Annotated in this window: 15 protein-coding genes; 2 read left to right on the forward strand and 13 right to left on the reverse strand. The window is 37.4% G+C overall.

From position 1 onward, the window contains the following. Positions 1-277 precede the first annotated feature (277 nt). Entirely contained in the window at positions 278-811 is a 534-nt protein-coding gene (locus ACM46_RS11490; RefSeq protein WP_048506777.1) for a DUF2867 domain-containing protein, read from the forward strand. Positions 812-838: 27 nt separating this feature from the next. Here ACM46_RS11490 and gwsS read toward each other — a convergent pair whose 3' ends face one another. The 13 genes from gwsS to ACM46_RS11545 form a co-directional block, all read right to left on the reverse strand. Further along, positions 839-1,948: a grasp-with-spasm system SPASM domain peptide maturase gene (gene gwsS, locus ACM46_RS11495; protein WP_048506778.1), complete on the reverse strand. Its 1,110-nt coding sequence runs from the start codon at positions 1,946-1,948 to the stop codon at positions 839-841. Then, positions 1,945-2,169, reverse strand: a complete 225-nt coding sequence (locus tag ACM46_RS11500) for a hypothetical protein (protein ID WP_048506779.1) — start codon at positions 2,167-2,169, stop codon at positions 1,945-1,947. The genes gwsS and ACM46_RS11500 overlap by 4 nt, the downstream gene beginning before the upstream one ends. Further along, positions 2,166-3,188 (reverse strand): grasp-with-spasm system ATP-grasp peptide maturase, encoded by a 1,023-nt coding sequence (gene gwsG / locus ACM46_RS11505; protein WP_083997389.1) that lies wholly within the window; start codon positions 3,186-3,188, stop codon positions 2,166-2,168. Before gwsG ends, ACM46_RS11500 begins: the two co-directional genes overlap by 4 nt. 135 nt (positions 3,189-3,323) lie before the next feature. Then, positions 3,324-3,539, reverse strand: coding sequence for a hypothetical protein (locus tag ACM46_RS23205; RefSeq protein WP_131707579.1), 216 nt, complete (start codon positions 3,537-3,539; stop codon positions 3,324-3,326). Positions 3,540-3,614: 75 nt separating this feature from the next. Continuing rightward, positions 3,615-3,848, reverse strand: coding sequence for a hypothetical protein (locus ACM46_RS11510; RefSeq protein WP_048506781.1), 234 nt, complete (start codon positions 3,846-3,848; stop codon positions 3,615-3,617). Positions 3,849-3,886: 38 nt separating this feature from the next. Then, positions 3,887-4,102: a bacteriocin gene (locus tag ACM46_RS23115; protein ID WP_117614431.1), complete on the reverse strand. Its 216-nt coding sequence runs from the start codon at positions 4,100-4,102 to the stop codon at positions 3,887-3,889. 400 nt (positions 4,103-4,502) lie between these two features. Then, positions 4,503-5,234, reverse strand: coding sequence for a LytR/AlgR family response regulator transcription factor (locus ACM46_RS11515; RefSeq protein ID WP_048506782.1), 732 nt, complete (start codon positions 5,232-5,234; stop codon positions 4,503-4,505). After that, complete coding sequence (locus tag ACM46_RS11520; protein ID WP_048506783.1) at positions 5,203-8,139, reverse strand: sensor histidine kinase; 2,937 nt, start codon at positions 8,137-8,139, stop codon at positions 5,203-5,205. The genes ACM46_RS11515 and ACM46_RS11520 overlap by 32 nt, the downstream gene beginning before the upstream one ends. A gap of 227 nt (positions 8,140-8,366) precedes the next feature. Further along, positions 8,367-9,416, reverse strand: a complete 1,050-nt coding sequence (locus ACM46_RS11525; protein WP_048506784.1) for a hypothetical protein — start codon at positions 9,414-9,416, stop codon at positions 8,367-8,369. Positions 9,417-9,538: 122 nt separating this feature from the next. Next, positions 9,539-10,789 (reverse strand): T9SS type A sorting domain-containing protein, encoded by a 1,251-nt coding sequence (locus ACM46_RS11530; RefSeq protein ID WP_048506785.1) that lies wholly within the window; start codon positions 10,787-10,789, stop codon positions 9,539-9,541. A 109-nt stretch (positions 10,790-10,898) separates the two neighbouring features. Continuing rightward, complete coding sequence (locus tag ACM46_RS11535; RefSeq protein WP_048506786.1) at positions 10,899-11,102, reverse strand: hypothetical protein; 204 nt, start codon at positions 11,100-11,102, stop codon at positions 10,899-10,901. A 344-nt stretch (positions 11,103-11,446) separates the two neighbouring features. Further along, positions 11,447-12,178, reverse strand: coding sequence for a LytR/AlgR family response regulator transcription factor (locus ACM46_RS11540; RefSeq protein WP_048506787.1), 732 nt, complete (start codon positions 12,176-12,178; stop codon positions 11,447-11,449). Beyond that, entirely contained in the window at positions 12,153-15,032 is a 2,880-nt protein-coding gene (locus tag ACM46_RS11545) for a sensor histidine kinase (RefSeq protein WP_048506788.1), read from the reverse strand. The genes ACM46_RS11540 and ACM46_RS11545 overlap by 26 nt, the downstream gene beginning before the upstream one ends. A gap of 185 nt (positions 15,033-15,217) precedes the next feature. Between ACM46_RS11545 and ACM46_RS11550 the strand changes: the two genes are divergently transcribed. Next, positions 15,218-17,101 carry a DNA topoisomerase IV subunit B gene (locus ACM46_RS11550; RefSeq protein WP_048506789.1) on the forward strand — a complete coding sequence of 628 codons (1,884 nt, stop codon included), beginning with the start codon at positions 15,218-15,220 and terminating at the stop codon, positions 17,099-17,101. The last annotated feature ends 15 nt before the right edge of the window (positions 17,102-17,116 follow it).

Consider the following 17,116-nt stretch of genomic DNA (forward strand, 5'->3'; position numbering starts at 1 on the left):
TTTTTACTTCAGAGTTAAATAAAAATGATTCACTCATCAGTGTTTTAGTTTTGAATAAAATTAATGGGTTTAATAATTCCTTTATCAGTGAATTGGTAAGTGTAGCTGTTTTTCTAATAAGTGTAAACAAATGACCGTTAAGTGTTGTTTTAATGCCCTGTTTTAAAATGATATTCATGAACTATTTTATCAAAAAACTGAGAAAACTCATTTCTTTTTTATGATAAGCTTGCTAAATTTGTTAGAACAAACACATAACTCATTTAAATCCAGGATCATGAATATCAAAAAGACTGAATTTCCGGATGACTCTATACTGTATGCGGAGAAAAAATATTTTGATTATACGGATAACTTTACCGGAGATATAGTCAATGGTGGAAAAAATATAAGTGCAAGAGAAATCGGCCGTGCTTTTTTTACCAGCAGCCCGCAATGGGGGAAGAAGATGTTTGCATTCAGAAACAGTCTGGTTAAAATTTTTGGGCTGAAAACGGGGACAGGAGCCAAAGAACCGTTGCCAACGGATGATTTTCCGCTTGAAGTAGGAGAACAGGTGGGAATTTTTAAAATATTCGATAAAACAGAAAACGAAATCATTATGGGTGAAAATGACAAGCACCTTGATTTCAGGGTATCTCTTCTTTATCATAAAACACAGAATGCGGTGGAAAGAAATGCACTTATCATCTCAACAACTGTGAAATACCATAACTGGATGGGAAAACTGTACTTTCTGCCGGTTCGTCCTTTCCATCAGCTGATTGTTCCGGCTATGATGAAAAAAATGATCGAAAAACTGGAAAGCTGATATTTGTTGATATTGAGGCTTTGTTACCTAATTATTTTTAGAAAAGGTCATACTTTTGACTAATTCCTGCATTCTGTATTCGTGTATTGCCTTTTCCTTCAAAGGATTTGTACTCCAATCCTCCCATTCACAGGTCTGGGGATCATAACCACATTTAAGCGGCGCAGAATACCGGTCTTCCGGATGATCGAGATAAGCGCGGCAGTCCGTGCACACATGCCGGAATTCACAGTCTTTACATTTCGTAATCTGATCTTTAGTAATAGTCCAGTATTTTTTAAATTCAGGATCATCCACGGCTTCATTCAAAGAACGGTCTTTGATATTCCCAAAACTTTCTTTCATACTGGGACAGTTCTTAATATTCCCTTCTGCATCTACACTTATTTTCCGGTTAAGGCAGGAATTGAATTTTAAGGATTCGGTATAGGTTGAAATATTAACGGAAAACAGGCTGCTGTGAACAACACCGCAATGAATCTCACTGCCGATTTTTGTATCGGTCTGCATAATATAGCCTGAACCATGATGTCCCTGTTTGTACATTTTAGCTACAGAAGCACCACTGATGGTAAGAATACTTATTTTCTTATATTTTTTTACTAAAATCTCTATATCCTGGTAAAAAAAATCTTCTTCTTTATAAGGAATGATCAGTTCTATCGATTTTATCTGTGAAGGGCATATGATATCCATTATTCTCTTCAGTTCGGCCCAGGAAGCCTCCTGAAAAAATCTGAACTGAATGAAATTGCAGCAGAGCCGTTCCAGTTGTTTAAGAAAATCTTCGTTAAAATAGAAAAAATCACGATCTGCATCAAGGAGACAGTGTGAGATATGAGCGGGAAACAACCATTCTTCTGACATTTCAGGAAAAAAAGCAAGTTCGTCGTGAGAACAACGAAAAGCGAGCTCGTTCTGCTCCATAAACTCCAGATATTCATTGAGGATTTCTTTTCCCTCATCATCAAGCTGCCGCATGATTTCCGGAACATTAAAATACCTTCCATTCCCAAATAATTCCGCAAAAGCATTCGGAACCGGATGGATATTTTTTCTCTGCAGATCACAGATCACGGAACGGGAGGCTCCTTTTACAATGATACAGTGACTGTATAAAAGCATCAGCTCATTCATACGGGTAATAAAAACATTTTGGAATAAGGTTTATAAAACGGATTGGTAGATGATACTTCCGCATTGTATTTGCCCAGTTTTACAGGCTCCTGAGGCTCTGCATCATCTGTATTTTCATATACTTCTATATGCCATGTACCTGCGTTTGGAGATAGCTGGGTATTCTTTTCTTCTATCCAGTTCTGTATTTCTTCCTTTATTTTTTCCTGTTCTTTTTTCATCTTTTTTCTTTTAACAGATCCATGGCTATTTGCCGTTCTATGTCATAGTTGCAGTTTTTGGACAGCCACTGAAACTGTCCTACGGGATTTACTTCCAAAAAGACATATTCTTTCTCCGGTGTGTAAATCATGTCAATAGAGCCGCAGTTCATATCAATAGACTCCATAAAGGTGGTAAGCTTCATTTCGGTTTCCTTTGGCAGCTGATACTGAACACAGCGGTTCGGTCTTTCGGCGTCGTAGTTTCTGAAATCGGTTTGGGTTTTTTCATTGGCCTGGGAAAATATGGCCATAGTATACAATTTTCCATTCAGGAAAAAGATCCGAAGTTCATATTTTTTCGCTGTATATTGTTGGTACATAGAGAAATGGCCAAAATATTTCCCTTTGTTTTTGATGCTTTGATTTTCAATGTCTTTTCTGGAAAGTTTTACGACAGGCTGATGAATGTGCACCTGTGACTGTTCTCCAAACGAAAACCGGAAAGCATTAAACTCAATATCTTTTGTGATAATGAAATCATGGCGCATAGCAAAATCCAGCAGTTCATCAAAGCTGTTGGTCACCAGTGTTTCAGGAATTTTAAGTCCTGCGTTACGGGCGTAGGAAAGATTATGAATTTTATTGGTAAAGTTTTCATGGAAACTGTTGATTTTATTTCCGCTTTCCATGGCGGTGTAGATATTGTCAATCATTCTTTCGTTCTCCCGCTGGAAATTACCCTGAAGTTTGAGAAGAAGATTTTTAAGTTCTATATCATGGATAGAGTAGGTTAAAGTCTTGCTGCTGAAATTTCCTCTTCTGTACCAGAATTTTTGTATTCCGGTACTGTCCAAATCGCCCTGATCAGTTGATACCTTTGCCGAAAAGCCATCTGCATCGGATATTTTGAAACTCATGTTTTGAACAACCGTTTCATTATTGATCCTTTTTACCTGCTGTTCTTTTTCCATAAAGAAAATCCAGTCCATTACATCGTTGGTAGACGCATCGGTGATGTCGCTTTGAATGAGAATCATACATATTGTTTTTTTAAGGTCTTATCAGGCCGGGAGCCAGTTTATTTTGCAGCGGATGAAGGGGGTGGTTTCATCATTCAGATGTAAAATAAAAAACTGGAAATGATTCATCACTTCCAGTTTGATCATTTCATGTTAATACCAGGTGCCCTCGTACTGAACCTGAAGTTTGGTAAGCGTTACCCCATCGGGGCCTATAGTCCATCGCTCAGGAAGGCCTGTATGTCTTACGCCTCCAATGGTGAGAATACCGCCATCTTTCGTATTAAAGTATTCTCCTCCTCTGATTGTTGACATTTGACTGTCCTGCAATTCTTTGAATTTTTCTGATTTTAAGGATTCTAGTCTCATAATATTTTGGTTTTGGTTTCATTCCTGTTTTTACTATTCGGGACGTTTTAAGTGGTTATGGTTTTAGAGGGACTGTCAGAGTGTAACGGACACTACATGCTTGGTGCCGTCTGCCGTCCAGTAAATTTGGGTGGTAAGTTTGCCTGTATCATCATTATATACATTCATATCCCTGTTTGTCCAGTCCGGAGACCCGTTGTTCATAAACATGTGTCCATTGGTAGCCACGTTTTGTCCGGCCTTTATGATACTCATTTCGTTGTTGCCGAGGGTGTTAAATTTTTCTGATTTTAATTTTTCTAGTTTCATAATATTTTAATTTAGCGTTATCTTAATCCGGATTCAATCTATATGATTTCCCATATACCACCCACATTGTAAGCCATATCACCATAGGTACCATCTCTGAGCACAACAAAACGATCTTCAGAATAAGACTGTGTCTTTCCATACAGATAGATGTATCCTCCGCCGGTACGGGTGACTTCACCTCCTCTAACCTTATTCATTTCATTGTCGCTCAACTCTTCAAATTTCTTTGATTTTAAACTTTCTAGTTTCATACTATTGAGATTTAGTTTTACCTCTGTCTTTCCGCCGTGAGGTAGTTGTTTAGCGGGCAGTATTTCATATAGGCTACAGTATTTTACTTTTCAAAAAGAGTAAGATTTACCGTATCTGTTTGTAATATTACACTAACAAGTTTACCCCGTTTTTTACGGATTTACCAGCTGTAATTTATAAGTGTTGCCATTTTTCACATAAGTGTGTGTAAAATTTAATTAAGCGCAAAAAAAATCAGCCGACACTTAAAGAGGGCTGATTAGTTATTTTATAGATTAAATGTTTTGGGAATAATTGGAAATGGTAAGGTGTTGTTTTATCGTTGTTTGTTGTTGAATAGTGTACGGTTGGTAGAAATAGAAAGGAAGGTTGTTTTGATAAGAATATAGAGTTGATCATTTACTCCATGAATTCAATTCTTGATAGGAAATCATTTTTTCTGCGTACAGAGACGTCCAGAATAGAATGATCCGCCATGATCACCTGGCCGCCTTTGCCTTTGATGTATTCTTTAAGATGGAAAAGATTGATCAGATGTTTATGATGAATTCTGAAGAAATTGTATTTGGTAAGCTGCTCTTCAAATTCATGCAGCGTTTTGGAAACAATGACTTTAGATTTATCCGTAAGATAAAAAGTGGTATAGCTGGAATCTGCTTCACAGCGGATGATATCACTTACATTGGTCATTTTGAATCCCTGAAGCGTAGGAAGACTGATTTTATTCTCGTTTAAGGAAATTCCCGGTGTATTTTTGCTTTTCTTGATAGCGTCCAGCACCTTATTCACGGCAATAATAAAATCTATTTTTTTGATGGGTTTCAGTAAATAATCGGCGGCTCCGTTTTTGATGGCCTGTATGGCGAAATTTTCATAAGCGGTAATAAAAATAATCCGTGAATCTATGGCTCTGAATTTCGAAAGAAGATCAAATGCCGTCCCGTCTTTAAGCTGAACATCCAGAAAAAGAATGTCAGGTGAATTCTTGGAAAGATAAATATAAGCTTCCTCTACACTTGAAGCCTGAAATGCAGTCTGAATTTCCGGAAATTCATTTTCCAGTAAAAGCGCAATATAATCTCTTCCGTCCTGCTCATCATCAATGATGCATGTTTGTATTTTTGTTTTCATAAGGTTTTATATAAAGTTTGATCTGGGTGCCGGGTCTCTGCTCTTTTTCTTGAAGATCATAAATCTCCAGTTGTATATAAGTCTCAAAAAGCTGCCTGAATGTTTCAATTCTTTTCTGAGATAATTTTACCCCGAAAGAATCAGCTTTTACCTGATTTCCATTTCCGATACCCACTCCATTGTCTTCAATGATGACGCAAAGTGAGGTTTCGGTATGGTCAAACAGGATCTGTATTTTTCCTTTTCTTTCCTTTAAACCGGAGATTCCGTGCTTGATCGCGTTTTCTACAAAAGGCTGGATCAGCAGGGAAGGGACTATCCAGTTTTCGTTTACCCGGTCAGAAATAGTGATGGTATAATCGAAGGCATCTTTCAGTCTGAGTTTTTCCATGTTCAGATAAAGAGACAGGTATTCGGTTTCTTCCCGGATCGGCATAAATGTTTTCTCGGAATAATGCAGGGTTTTCCTGATCATGTGGGCAAATATTTCAAGATAATTTTCGGTTTCCTGATAGTTTTTTTTATAAAGCAGAAACTGGATAGAATTGAGGCAGTTGTAGATAAAATGCGGGTTGATCTGTGCCTTGATTGCCTGAAGTTCCAGTTCGGCTATTTTCTTTTCATAATAAAGGGTTTCCAGTTTTTTATTTCTTTTCTTCTGAAAATAAGTATGGATAAGAATAAACAGGGCAGCGGCACCGAGACTGATGATCATTAATTTAAACCACCACGTCTGCCAGAACTTCGGCACAATTTCAAAAGGAACATCCGTGGATGTATAAGACCGTTTTCCGTTATAACCCAGCCCGAATATTTTTAAAACATATTTTCCCGGAGGCAGCGCATTGAAAATAATCTTTGGAGAACTGCTGATCTGCCAGCTGTCACTGGCGCCTTCAAGCCTGTACCGGAAACTTATATTTCCCTGGGAAGTAAAGTCGGGGAAGCTTACATGGAAGGTAACATTGTTGTCCGATGACTGGCCTTTTAACGGCTGCCGGAAGTCGAAAATTTCCTTTCCTCCGATTTTCACGGAATTAATGATGACTTTTTTATTGATGAATTTCTTTTGGCTGAGCAGATCTTTGATGGACAGAATTCCAAGTCCTTTGGAAGTTCCTGCGTAAATGGTATCCCCGGAAATAAGGCATCCGGTTACCACACTTGAAGGCAGGCCGTCGGTCTGGGTAAAATTATCAATTTCAATAGTCCGTTCTGAAATTCTTATTCTGCAAAGTCCGCTGCTTGTGCTTGCCCAGAGGGTATTTTTGTTCTCAATTTCTAGCTTTTTGATCTGGCTGGTGGGCAATCCGTTGCTTTCGGTAATGGTTTTAAGGATCCCGGAATTGTTAAAGAGAATAATTCCGTTCTGATTGGTTGCTCCGGCATATAAATTGGGAGCCAGCTTCTTTATATCCGTGAAATAATAACCTTCCAGGAACAGGGTTTTCTTTTTGGTGGCTGTATTCAGTTTGTAAAGATCTTTAAATGTTCCTGCGAAGAGGCTGTCCTGGGCGAAGGGAAGGGCAGTGTAAACTTTTTCGTTAGTGAGTAAATCTTCGTACTTCCGGGTACGGTAGTTATACGAGGTAAGCCCCGCTGAAGTGCAAAGCAAGACAGATCCCGGAGTGTAGGGAAGAATGTTTTTAAGAACAAATTCCTTTAAAAAATGTTTTTCCCCGGTTTCCGTATTGTACTGAACAACCCGTTTTGTAAGCCCGAATATAACGGTATTGCCTTCAGAAAATATGCCTTTATGTTCAATTTTAAAATTTTTTTCAAAAACAAGATCTGTAATAGTTTTATTACGGTAAATTCCGCTTTTTGCTTCATCATAACCCAGAAAAATACCCTTGTCGTTTTTTGCAATGGCTTTGATGTATGATGAATTATTTCTGACCGGAAGATGGAAGTAGTTTTTTAAAAATCTGTCGGTTATAAAAAAAAGGCCGTTGTTTCGGGTTGAGAACCAGACATTATTGTCTTTATCTACCAGAACATCATGAATAATGTACTGATCCATGATCTTAACAGGGTTAGAGAGGTTGCCGCCATCTTTCAGAGACTGTTTGAAGTAAAGAACACCTCCTTTTTCCAGACAGGCCCAAACCCTGAAATTTTGGTCTATGACTACCCGGTAAACGTTTTTCTGTATTTGATAACTTGCAATCTTTTTAAAAATAAATTGGTTTTGAAGTTCATAAATATCTATGCTTTTCTTGTTTCTATAGATGAAAAAATTCTTGTTTTTAAAGATAACCGTTCCCTTTTCCACATAAAGATCGCAGGTGGTTTCTTTTTTTGTGTCGATATGATACGCTTTTAGATTTCGTCCCTGGCTGTCATCATAAAAATAGAGTAATCTGCTATGAGGATCGAATGCGAATGTATAGCGGAGATCTGGTGATTTTTTTTTTATTTCTAAAGGAATTATGGTTACTTTTTCATTCAGATAAACATAAATATTATCCGGATTGGTCCCGGAAAACATATAAAGTGTATTTCCATCAATAGCAAAATCGGGGTTGTATTTGAATTTTATTTTTTTGAGCTCAGTATTGATGGTGGAATTGATGATATTCTCGTTTTTGAGGTAGGCAAAGTCATTTAAAAAGGTAGCGATAAAAATTTCTCCGTTGGGAAGGGGATAAGAATATAGCGCTTCAATATTTTTCAGCCCGTTTTTACTGCTGAACTGCTTGAATTCCTTTCCGTCGAACCGGAAAAGACCATTATCACTTCCTATCCAGATATATCCGTTTTTATCCTGCACGAGCCCGTAGGTATATGAACTGTTCAGGCCGTCTTCTTCATTATAATTGACCATTCCGGGGATCTGAGCAAAAGACAATGTTGAAAAAAGCAGAATAAAAGAAAATGAGAAAAGTATTAATAATTTTTTCACATTATATTGAATAATGCGGTAAATATAGAATTTGATTAATAATAATGCAACACATAAAGGTGAATATTCTTTAAAATGAATTAAAATTAAGCATGGAATACAACAAAAAAAACAGCAGAAACCCAATAGCTCCTGCTGTCGTTATTCCAATGGTATAGTTCCTCCCGGATTTCCGAGATGGAAAGATTGGATGTTATTATTCTTTAAGTTACTTTCTATAGTAAGAATTAATAATCTTCAATATGTAATGTGTGGGAGCCTCCGCATCCTACTATATTGGCATACACATTAAATTCTTTCAGAGCATATGTACTTTGATAAGGTCTGAATGTTGCTTTATTTCCATCATGAGACCAGGCCAGACTGTTTCCCCAGCTATCAGGATCTCCTCCCCAATATTCTGAAGAGCCACATCTTCTTTTGAAAGTATAAGAGAAGTAAGAAATATCAGGATATTGACTGTTGTCGCTAAACCAGATAAGGGTACGCTTCTGTCCTTTAGCTTCTCCCACAATAGAAAAATATATTCCGGCCGACTGATACGTTAATTCCTTTTTTGTTCTTTTCCTGTTACTGCAATATACGCCATCGGAATCTGAATCTAATCTGACCTGTTTTTTTTGTGCCCAACGATCATTACATCCTATAAAATTAAACAGAAAAGAAATTAATTCAGTTTTGGGATCATGTGAAGCCACTAAAGACTCATCTGTTGGACTGTTAAGAATAACATCTACAGCGTTTGGGGAATTTTTGGGTATGGTGTAAATTTTATCCTTTGCAAGATCCACACGTACAATGTAATTCCCCAGTTCTACAAGTTTTTTCTGATTCAAAATATCCAACAATAACCCATAGCCCTCATAAATCTCGTCTTCAATTATAGGATTGGTTTCCAGATCCGGAGTCTGGGAATCGGTTAAATCATTAATTTTATCAATGGTATTGCGTAATGGAGAATAATCTGTAGTTTCTATTTTTTTATTAGCAAATTCCGGATCGTTGAAGAATTTTTCATAATCAGACAATGTTTCGAATGCTAACATCTTTTTGGGGTCATTATCTGTATTCTTATTCAGATAGCTTTTCGTGCTTTTTTCTAAAGGCTGCTCAGTAATCTCATCAATACTTTTTTGACAGCCCAAAGACACTATTGATAGGAGTACAACGAAGATTGAATTGTATAGATAAGTTCTTTTTATACCAACAGCGTTTTCTTTAAAAGCGAATTTATGTACTGCTTTTTTCAGTGTTATTAATGATTCTCTTGTTTTCATGACTACTATTTTAAATATTAATTTGTTTGCTGATAAACCGGGAAAAGCTTCTTCTGTAGTAGAAATTTTTTCGGTATAAGCTTTTTATAATTTGTATTGGATTCAGGATCAGTGATTTCTGTTTATTTTGAAATAATCAGTTTTTGTGAACTGGTTTTACCGTTTGATTTTAATTCAACGATATACACTCCCTGATTCATCCTTTCTATATTAAGTTTAATATTTTGACGTCCTTTCCCGAGATTCTCGGATTTTTCCAGTACTACTTTTCCTGAAGAATCAATAAGTCTTACAGAAACTGTTTGCTTTTCGTTCAGGGTTGTTGGTATTTCTATATGACTTATTGCAGGATTAGGAACTATAAGAAATTCTTTTTGCTCGTTGTCAGCCTGAAGTTCAGCTTTTATAATGGCTTCAACTTCGGGCATAGGCGATTTTACCTTTACCGTATTGCTGATGTTTTTTGATGGGGTGTAGCAGAAAGTAAAGCATCTTTTACATTTGGAGAATTTACCCTGATTTTCCGTAACACAAACGGTATAAGTGCCCGGCGTGGAATAGGTATGAAGGGTAGTAGGATAAATAAAGCTGGATGAACTGCCGTCTCCCCAATCTATAGAATACGTAGGTCCGGGATTTCCGGGAGTAGAATAAAGAATAGGGTTGATCAAGGTTAAATTCGCAGTAGCGCTATTGTTTAAGGTACTGAATGAAGTATCCAGTGTAAAATCCGCTGTACAGTCACTGCATGGTTTTACGCAAATGTTGTCAAAATATACTATTTCCTGCTGGGTGTTCGTAATATCAGGAGTAATGGCCAGTGTGGTGGAAGTCATCATCATGTTATCAAAATCTGCCGGATTGGTAGAGGTATTCAGCACCCAGCTTCCATCTGAATTACTTGGGAGTACGCCGCCGCTTGAAAGCTGGATCGGAGCTTTAATACGTACCCATCCGCTTCCTGGTGTTACTGTAATATTGGCGGTAAATGTAGCATTATGAGTACCATTTGAAATGGTGATGAAGGGATGATAAGGCTGCCCGAAACCACTGTCATTTTTCAGATAAAAATCAAAAAACAGGCATTGCCCGAGGAATCTTTTTCCAAGATCTCTGAAATCTGTAGAGTTCTGATACCACGATCCTCCGGACTGATCTCCTAAAATAAGATACTGCGATCCGTCTAAAGTATTGGCGGAACCGAAATTTACAGATACATTTCCATTAGGTGCAGGCGAAGGAGCCCAATTCCCTCCTGAATTTGTAGTGGCATTGAAATCGGAGCATGGAGCCTGCGCATTCGATGTATTTCCCAAAAATGCAAATAACATCAGGAGAATACTTTTTTTAAAAATAATAGGTAGTGTTTTCATAGTGATGGTGTAGATTAAAAGTTTTATAAAGCCAGAGTAATCTGGCAAAGAATAATGGATATTAAACACCCATTCCAGTCATCAGACCGGAATGGGTGTTTAATATCCATTATTTAGGTTCCACCCACGGAAGCCCGCCCCATGGCATTGTGTAGATAGCAGGAATCCCTCCAATGGGTTGTTGTGGATTTTGAACGATAGGAGGTTGAGACGGGTTGATTGCTCCCGGGCTGCTTGGAGTAATAAAAGCAGTTCCCCCTGCAATAGCATTCATTTGTTTTTTAGTCAGTTCTTTGTTAGCAATGTTTTTCATGATAATTTTTTAGTTGATTAGCATGACGAAAATAGAGAAGAGCCTTAACAAAAAACAGGAACAACTAATAAGTGCGGGGGCCGGGAAAGTAAATGCGCAAAAGGGTGGTTCTAGTCTGAGTTTTGAATTATGGATTATGAGTTTCGGGATGATTTTGGTTGCTGGTTACTGGTTTATTACTTGCTAGTCGGTTGTTATTAAGCTAATAAATTATCATCTGAATCATGTGTCTTGACTCTTATTCTCCAACCTATATTCACTTGCAAAGCAAAATTCACCATTGACATTCTTAATCTCAGTTGAAAGTCTGAAATTTGAGAAAAATACATTATTCCGAATTCAGGTTACTCCACATTTCCTATCTTCTGAAGGAAATCATTTTTTCTTCGGAAAGATACATCCAGAACAGATCCGTCACTCATTACCACCTGTCCGCCTCTGCCTTTGATGTATTCCTGAAGATGATCAACATTAATAAGATGCTTGTGATGGATTCTGAAAAAATGAAGCTCAGGGAGCATCAGCTCAAATTCATGCAGCGTTTTAGAGACCATTATTTTGGTTTTATTGATAAGATAAAAGGTCGTGTAGCTGGAATCTGCCTCGCAGCGGACAATGTCGGCAATGCCGATTACCTTGAATCCCTGCAGCGTGGAAAGAATGATTTTATGATCCTGCAGAGGATTGGTATTGGTAGGTAAAGGCTGTGTTTTTTTGATATTGTCCAGCGCTTTATTAACGGCTATGATGAAATCAATTTTATTAATAGGCTTTAAAAGATAATCCGTAGCCCCGTTTTTAATCGCCTGAATGGCAAAATTTTCAAAAGCAGTAACGAAAATAATCTGAGAGGAAATATCTTTAAATTTTGAAAGGAGATCGAAAGCAGTACCGTCGTTCAGCTGAATATCTAAGAACAGAATATCCGGTGAATGTTTTGTAAGGTAGATGTAAGCTTCCTCCACACTGGAAGCTTCGTAGCCAATCTGGATATCAGGAAACTCCTTCTTCAGTAATAAGGCAATATAGTCTCTTCCGTGTTTCTCGTCGTCAATGATGCAGATTTGAGTTTTCATAAGGGGTAATATATAGTTTAATTTGGGTTCCTTGTCTGGCGTGCTTCTCGGATAGATTGATGACCTCCAGAGTAATATGGGTCTCAAAAAGCTGTTGAAAGGTTTTAATCCTTTTCTGGGATAATTTCAATCCGAAAGAGTCTGTATTCATGAGAGACTCGTTTTTAGTCTTAATTCCGGTACCATTGTCCTCAATAATGATGCAAAGGGTAGAATCTATGTAATCGAAAGATATTTTGATGAGGCCTTTGTCGGGTTTCAGTCCGGAGATCCCATGTTTTATAGCGTTTTCCACAAAGGGCTGGATTAATAATGAAGGAATCAGCCATCTTTTGTTTACTTTTTCGGATACCTCAATCGTATAATCAAAAAGCTCGTTCTGGCGAAGTTTTTCCATGTCCATATACAGAGAAAGGTACTCTATTTCTTCCTCAATGGGCATAAATGTCTTCTCCGAATAATGTAGGGTTTTCCTGATCAGCCTGGAAAATATATCCAAATAATTTTCCGTTTCCTGATAATCTTCCTTGAATAATAAAAACTTGATGGAATTAAGGCAATTATAAATAAAATGAGGATTGATTTGTGCTTTAATCGCCTGCAGTTCCAATTCTGCTATTTTTTTTTCGTGATAGAATTTCTCTAACTTTTTACTGCGCTTCTTTTGCAGATAGGAATTGATGATCACAGAAATCAGAGTGATGGCGATCAGTGAAAGTATAAGTTTGAACCACCATGTCTGCCAGAATCTCGGCTTGATTTCAAAAGCAATATCGGAAGACGTGTAGGACTGTTTTCCGTTATACCCTAATCCGTAAACCCGGAATACATATTTTCCGGGAGGAATAGAGCTGAGTATGATTTTCGAAGAATTATTCACCTGCCACGAATCATTAAGACCTTCTATTTTATATTTATAGCTTATTTTCCCCTGAGACGCATAATCGGGAAAGCTAAGGCTGAATATCACCGTATTGTTTGAGTAACCGGTTAAATCTGTGCCCGGATTGTAATGTTCATTATTTTCAATGGTTATGGAGTTGATGATCACTTTTTTCTGTATAAACTTTTCCTGAGCCATTAATTTTTTTACAGGAAAGATGCCCAGTCCTTTAGAAGTACCTATGAAAATAGTATCGTTTCGGATCACACAATCTGAAACGGCATTCGAGGGTAGCCCGTCTGTCTGCGTGAAATTGTTAATGGAAGCCTTGTCTCCTGTGAGATCAATCCTGGATATTCCGGAATTGGTGCTGGCCCAGAACATATTTTTATTTTCGACTGTTATTTTTTTGACCTGATCGTTGATTAAACCATCTTTTTTTTCAATCGTATTTAAAATTCTTTGATCGTTGAAGAGGATAATTCCGTTCAGATTGGTAGCTCCCAGATATACATTGTCCTTTAATTTTTTAATATCCGTAAAATAATATCCTTTTAAAAATAAAGTCTTCGTTTTGGTTTTGATATTGAATTTGTACAGATCACTGAAATTCCCGATAAATAAATTTTCTTGGGTATAAGGCAGAACGGTATAAACCCTTTCGTTGAGAACGGTGGTTATCTTTTTGTTCTTTAAATGATAAACCAGCAGGCTGGCGGCAGTACAGAAAAAGACAGAATCTTCAGTATAGGGAACAATGCTCTTTAAAGCGTATTGTATTTTGGTATTCTCGCCAGTGGAAATCGTATGAACAACAATTTTAGAGGCCAGCCCGAAAATAGACAGATTATTGTTGATGTAAATCGATTTGTTTTCATCCTTATTATCTTTATCAAGAACAATTTCCAGCATTTTACCATTCTTATAAATAATGGCTCCATAAGAATTGTTGTACCCCAGAATAATGTTTTTATCATCCCTCGCAATCGCTTTGATGTATTCGGAATTGTTTTTTACAGATAAATTGATGTGATTCGTAAAAAGCGCTTGGGGAATGAAGAAAACACCGCTGTTCCGGGAATTAAACCACACATTGTCATCTCGGTCTACCAGCACATTATTAATGACATAGTTGCCCAGAATTTTTACAGGCGGAGCCAGATTTTTTTTAGTTTCAAGCAGTGACTGTTTAAAATACAGAACACCCCCGTTTTGAACATTGAGCCACAGTTTGTTATTTTTATCTATAGCTCCGTAGAAAACATTCTCTTTGGTCCTATAAGAATATTTTTTGGTAATATGATAAGGATTGTCCAGCTGATAGATATCAATACTGTTTTTGTTGTTTAAAACAAAAAGATCATCTTTTTCACAAATAATATGCCCGGGATCTATTTTTATTCTTCGTTCTTTCCTGCTGCCTATGTGATAAATCACGATCTCTCCCTTTACAGGATCATTTAAATACAGATTCTGAGTGCGGAAGTCATATTGTACAGTTAAAAGCCCTCTTTGTTTATAATCCAAAAGGATCGGCGTTTTTTTTACTTTGCCGTTTTCATACGTGAAGATATTCTGCGGGTTTGTTGTGCCATACAGATAAAGTTTATTGCCGTCACGTGTGATTTTAGGAATAGAACTCGAAAACTGGTTTTTTAAATAATCATTAATATTCAGATTGATGACGCGGCCTTTTTTCAGATAAGCAAAATCATTCAGGAAAGGAAGAATAAAAACTTCACCATTGGGTAGGGGTTCGCAAGAGATAATATCTACATTTTTTAATCCTTCTTCTTTTCCATATTGTTTAAACTCTTTCCCGTCAAACCGGAAAAGTCCGTTATCACTGCCTATCCAGATAAAACCGTTTTTATCCTGCCGGAGATGATAGGTATAAGAACAGTTCAGCCCATCTTCTTCATTATAATTGACCATTCCGGGAATCTGTGCAGAAAATAATGATGAAAACAATAAAATAAAATATAATAGAAGAAAAATAATTGATTTTTTCACCTGATATTGAATAATGTTGTAAATATATCATTTGATTAATAATAATACAAAGCTTAAAAGCTCAATTTTGGGAAAAATCAGATTGAAAAAATTCGGATAATTTTATACAATTTCGTACTTTTGTATGTTTGCTGAAATCATATATGTCACAAGAAATAAATCCAATCTACTCCGAAGATAATATCAGAACCCTCGACTGGCAGGAACACATCCGTTTACGCCCCGGAATGTACATCGGGAAGCTCGGAGACGGCTCATCTGCCGATGACGGTATTTACATTCTCCTGAAAGAAATTCTGGACAACTCCATTGACGAGTTCAGAATGAAAGCCGGGAAAAGAATTGAAATAAAGCTGGATGACGGTAAAGTCTCTATCCGTGACTTTGGCCGTGGAATCCCGCTGGGAAAAGTAGTAGATGCTGTTTCCAAAATGAATACGGGTGGTAAGTACGACAGCAAAGCCTTCAAAAAGTCTGTAGGACTGAACGGGGTGGGTACCAAAGCCGTCAATGCACTTTCAGAATATTTCAGAGTAAGATCTTTCCGCGACGGAAAACTCAAAATGGCAGAGTTTTCAAGAGGACTGATCACAGAAAACCATGAAGAAAAAGAAACTTCAGACCGTAACGGAACCGAGATTTCTTTCATTCCCGATGGAGATATTTTCCTGCATTTCAAATACAGAAAGGAATATATAGAAAAGATGTTACGCAATTACGCGTATCTGAATCCCGGACTGAAAATTCTTTTCAACGGGGAAACCTATTATTCTGAAAACGGACTTAAAGACCTTTTGGAAGAAGAGATGGAAAACGAAATCCTCTATTCAATCATTCACCTGAAAGATAATGATATAGAGCTGGCCATCACCCATTCAGACAAATCGCAGACAGAAACGTATTTCTCTTTCGTAAACGGACAGAATACCACACAGGGAGGAACCCACCTTAATGCTTTCCGTGAGGCATATGTGAAAACAGTCCGCGAATTTTTCAATAAGAATTTTGATGCTTCAGATATCAGAAAATCAATCATTGCAGCCATCTCTATCAATGTAGAGGAACCTGTATTTGAATCTCAGACCAAAACCAAACTGGGATCTAATGATATGGGACCGAATGGACCTACCGTAAGGACTTTCATCATTGATTTCCTGAAAAGCAAGCTGGATAATTTCCTTCACAAAAACCCTGAAATTGCAGAAGCAATCCAGAGAAAGATCCTGATCTCGGAAAGAGAAAGAAAAGAGCTTTCGGGAATTCAGAAGCTGGCAAGGGAAAGAGCAAAAAAAGTGTCTCTTCACAACAAAAAACTCCGCGATTGCAGACAGCATTACAACGATCAGAAAAATGAAAGAAAAGGGGAGACCCAGATCTTCATTACCGAGGGAGATTCTGCATCCGGATCCATCACCAAATCCAGAGATGTGGAGACTCAGGCCGTATTCTCGCTGAAAGGAAAACCTTTGAACTGCTACGGACTGACAAAAAAAGTAGTATACGAGAATGAAGAGTTCAACCTTCTTCAGGCGGCATTAAATATTGAAGAAAGTCTGGAAGATCTCAGATACAACCAGGTTATTATATCTACCGATGCCGATGTGGACGGTATGCACATCCGTCTTCTGATGATCACTTTCTTCCTTCAGTTCTTCCCCGATCTCATCAAAAATGGGCACCTGTACATTCTTCAGACCCCATTATTCAGGGTAAGAAATAAAAAAGAAACAAGATACTGCTACACAGAAGCAGAAAGAATAAAAGCTTTGAACGAACTGGGAAAAAACCCTGAAATTACCCGATTTAAAGGACTTGGGGAGATTTCTCCGGATGAATTCAAACATTTTATCGGAAAAGATATTCGTCTGGAACCTGTTGTAATAGGGAAGGATCAGACTATAGATCAGCTGCTGGAGTTCTATATGGGGAAAAATACGCCGGACAGGCAGGTATTTATTCTTGAAAATCTGGTAGTGGAAGATACGGATATTGATAAGAAAGAAGTTTTGGATGAAGCTGCAGGTTAATAAAATAAACTAATA

Origin of the sequence: Chryseobacterium angstadtii, assembly GCF_001045465.1 — a bacterium.
GTDB classification, from domain to species: domain Bacteria; phylum Bacteroidota; class Bacteroidia; order Flavobacteriales; family Weeksellaceae; genus Chryseobacterium; species Chryseobacterium angstadtii.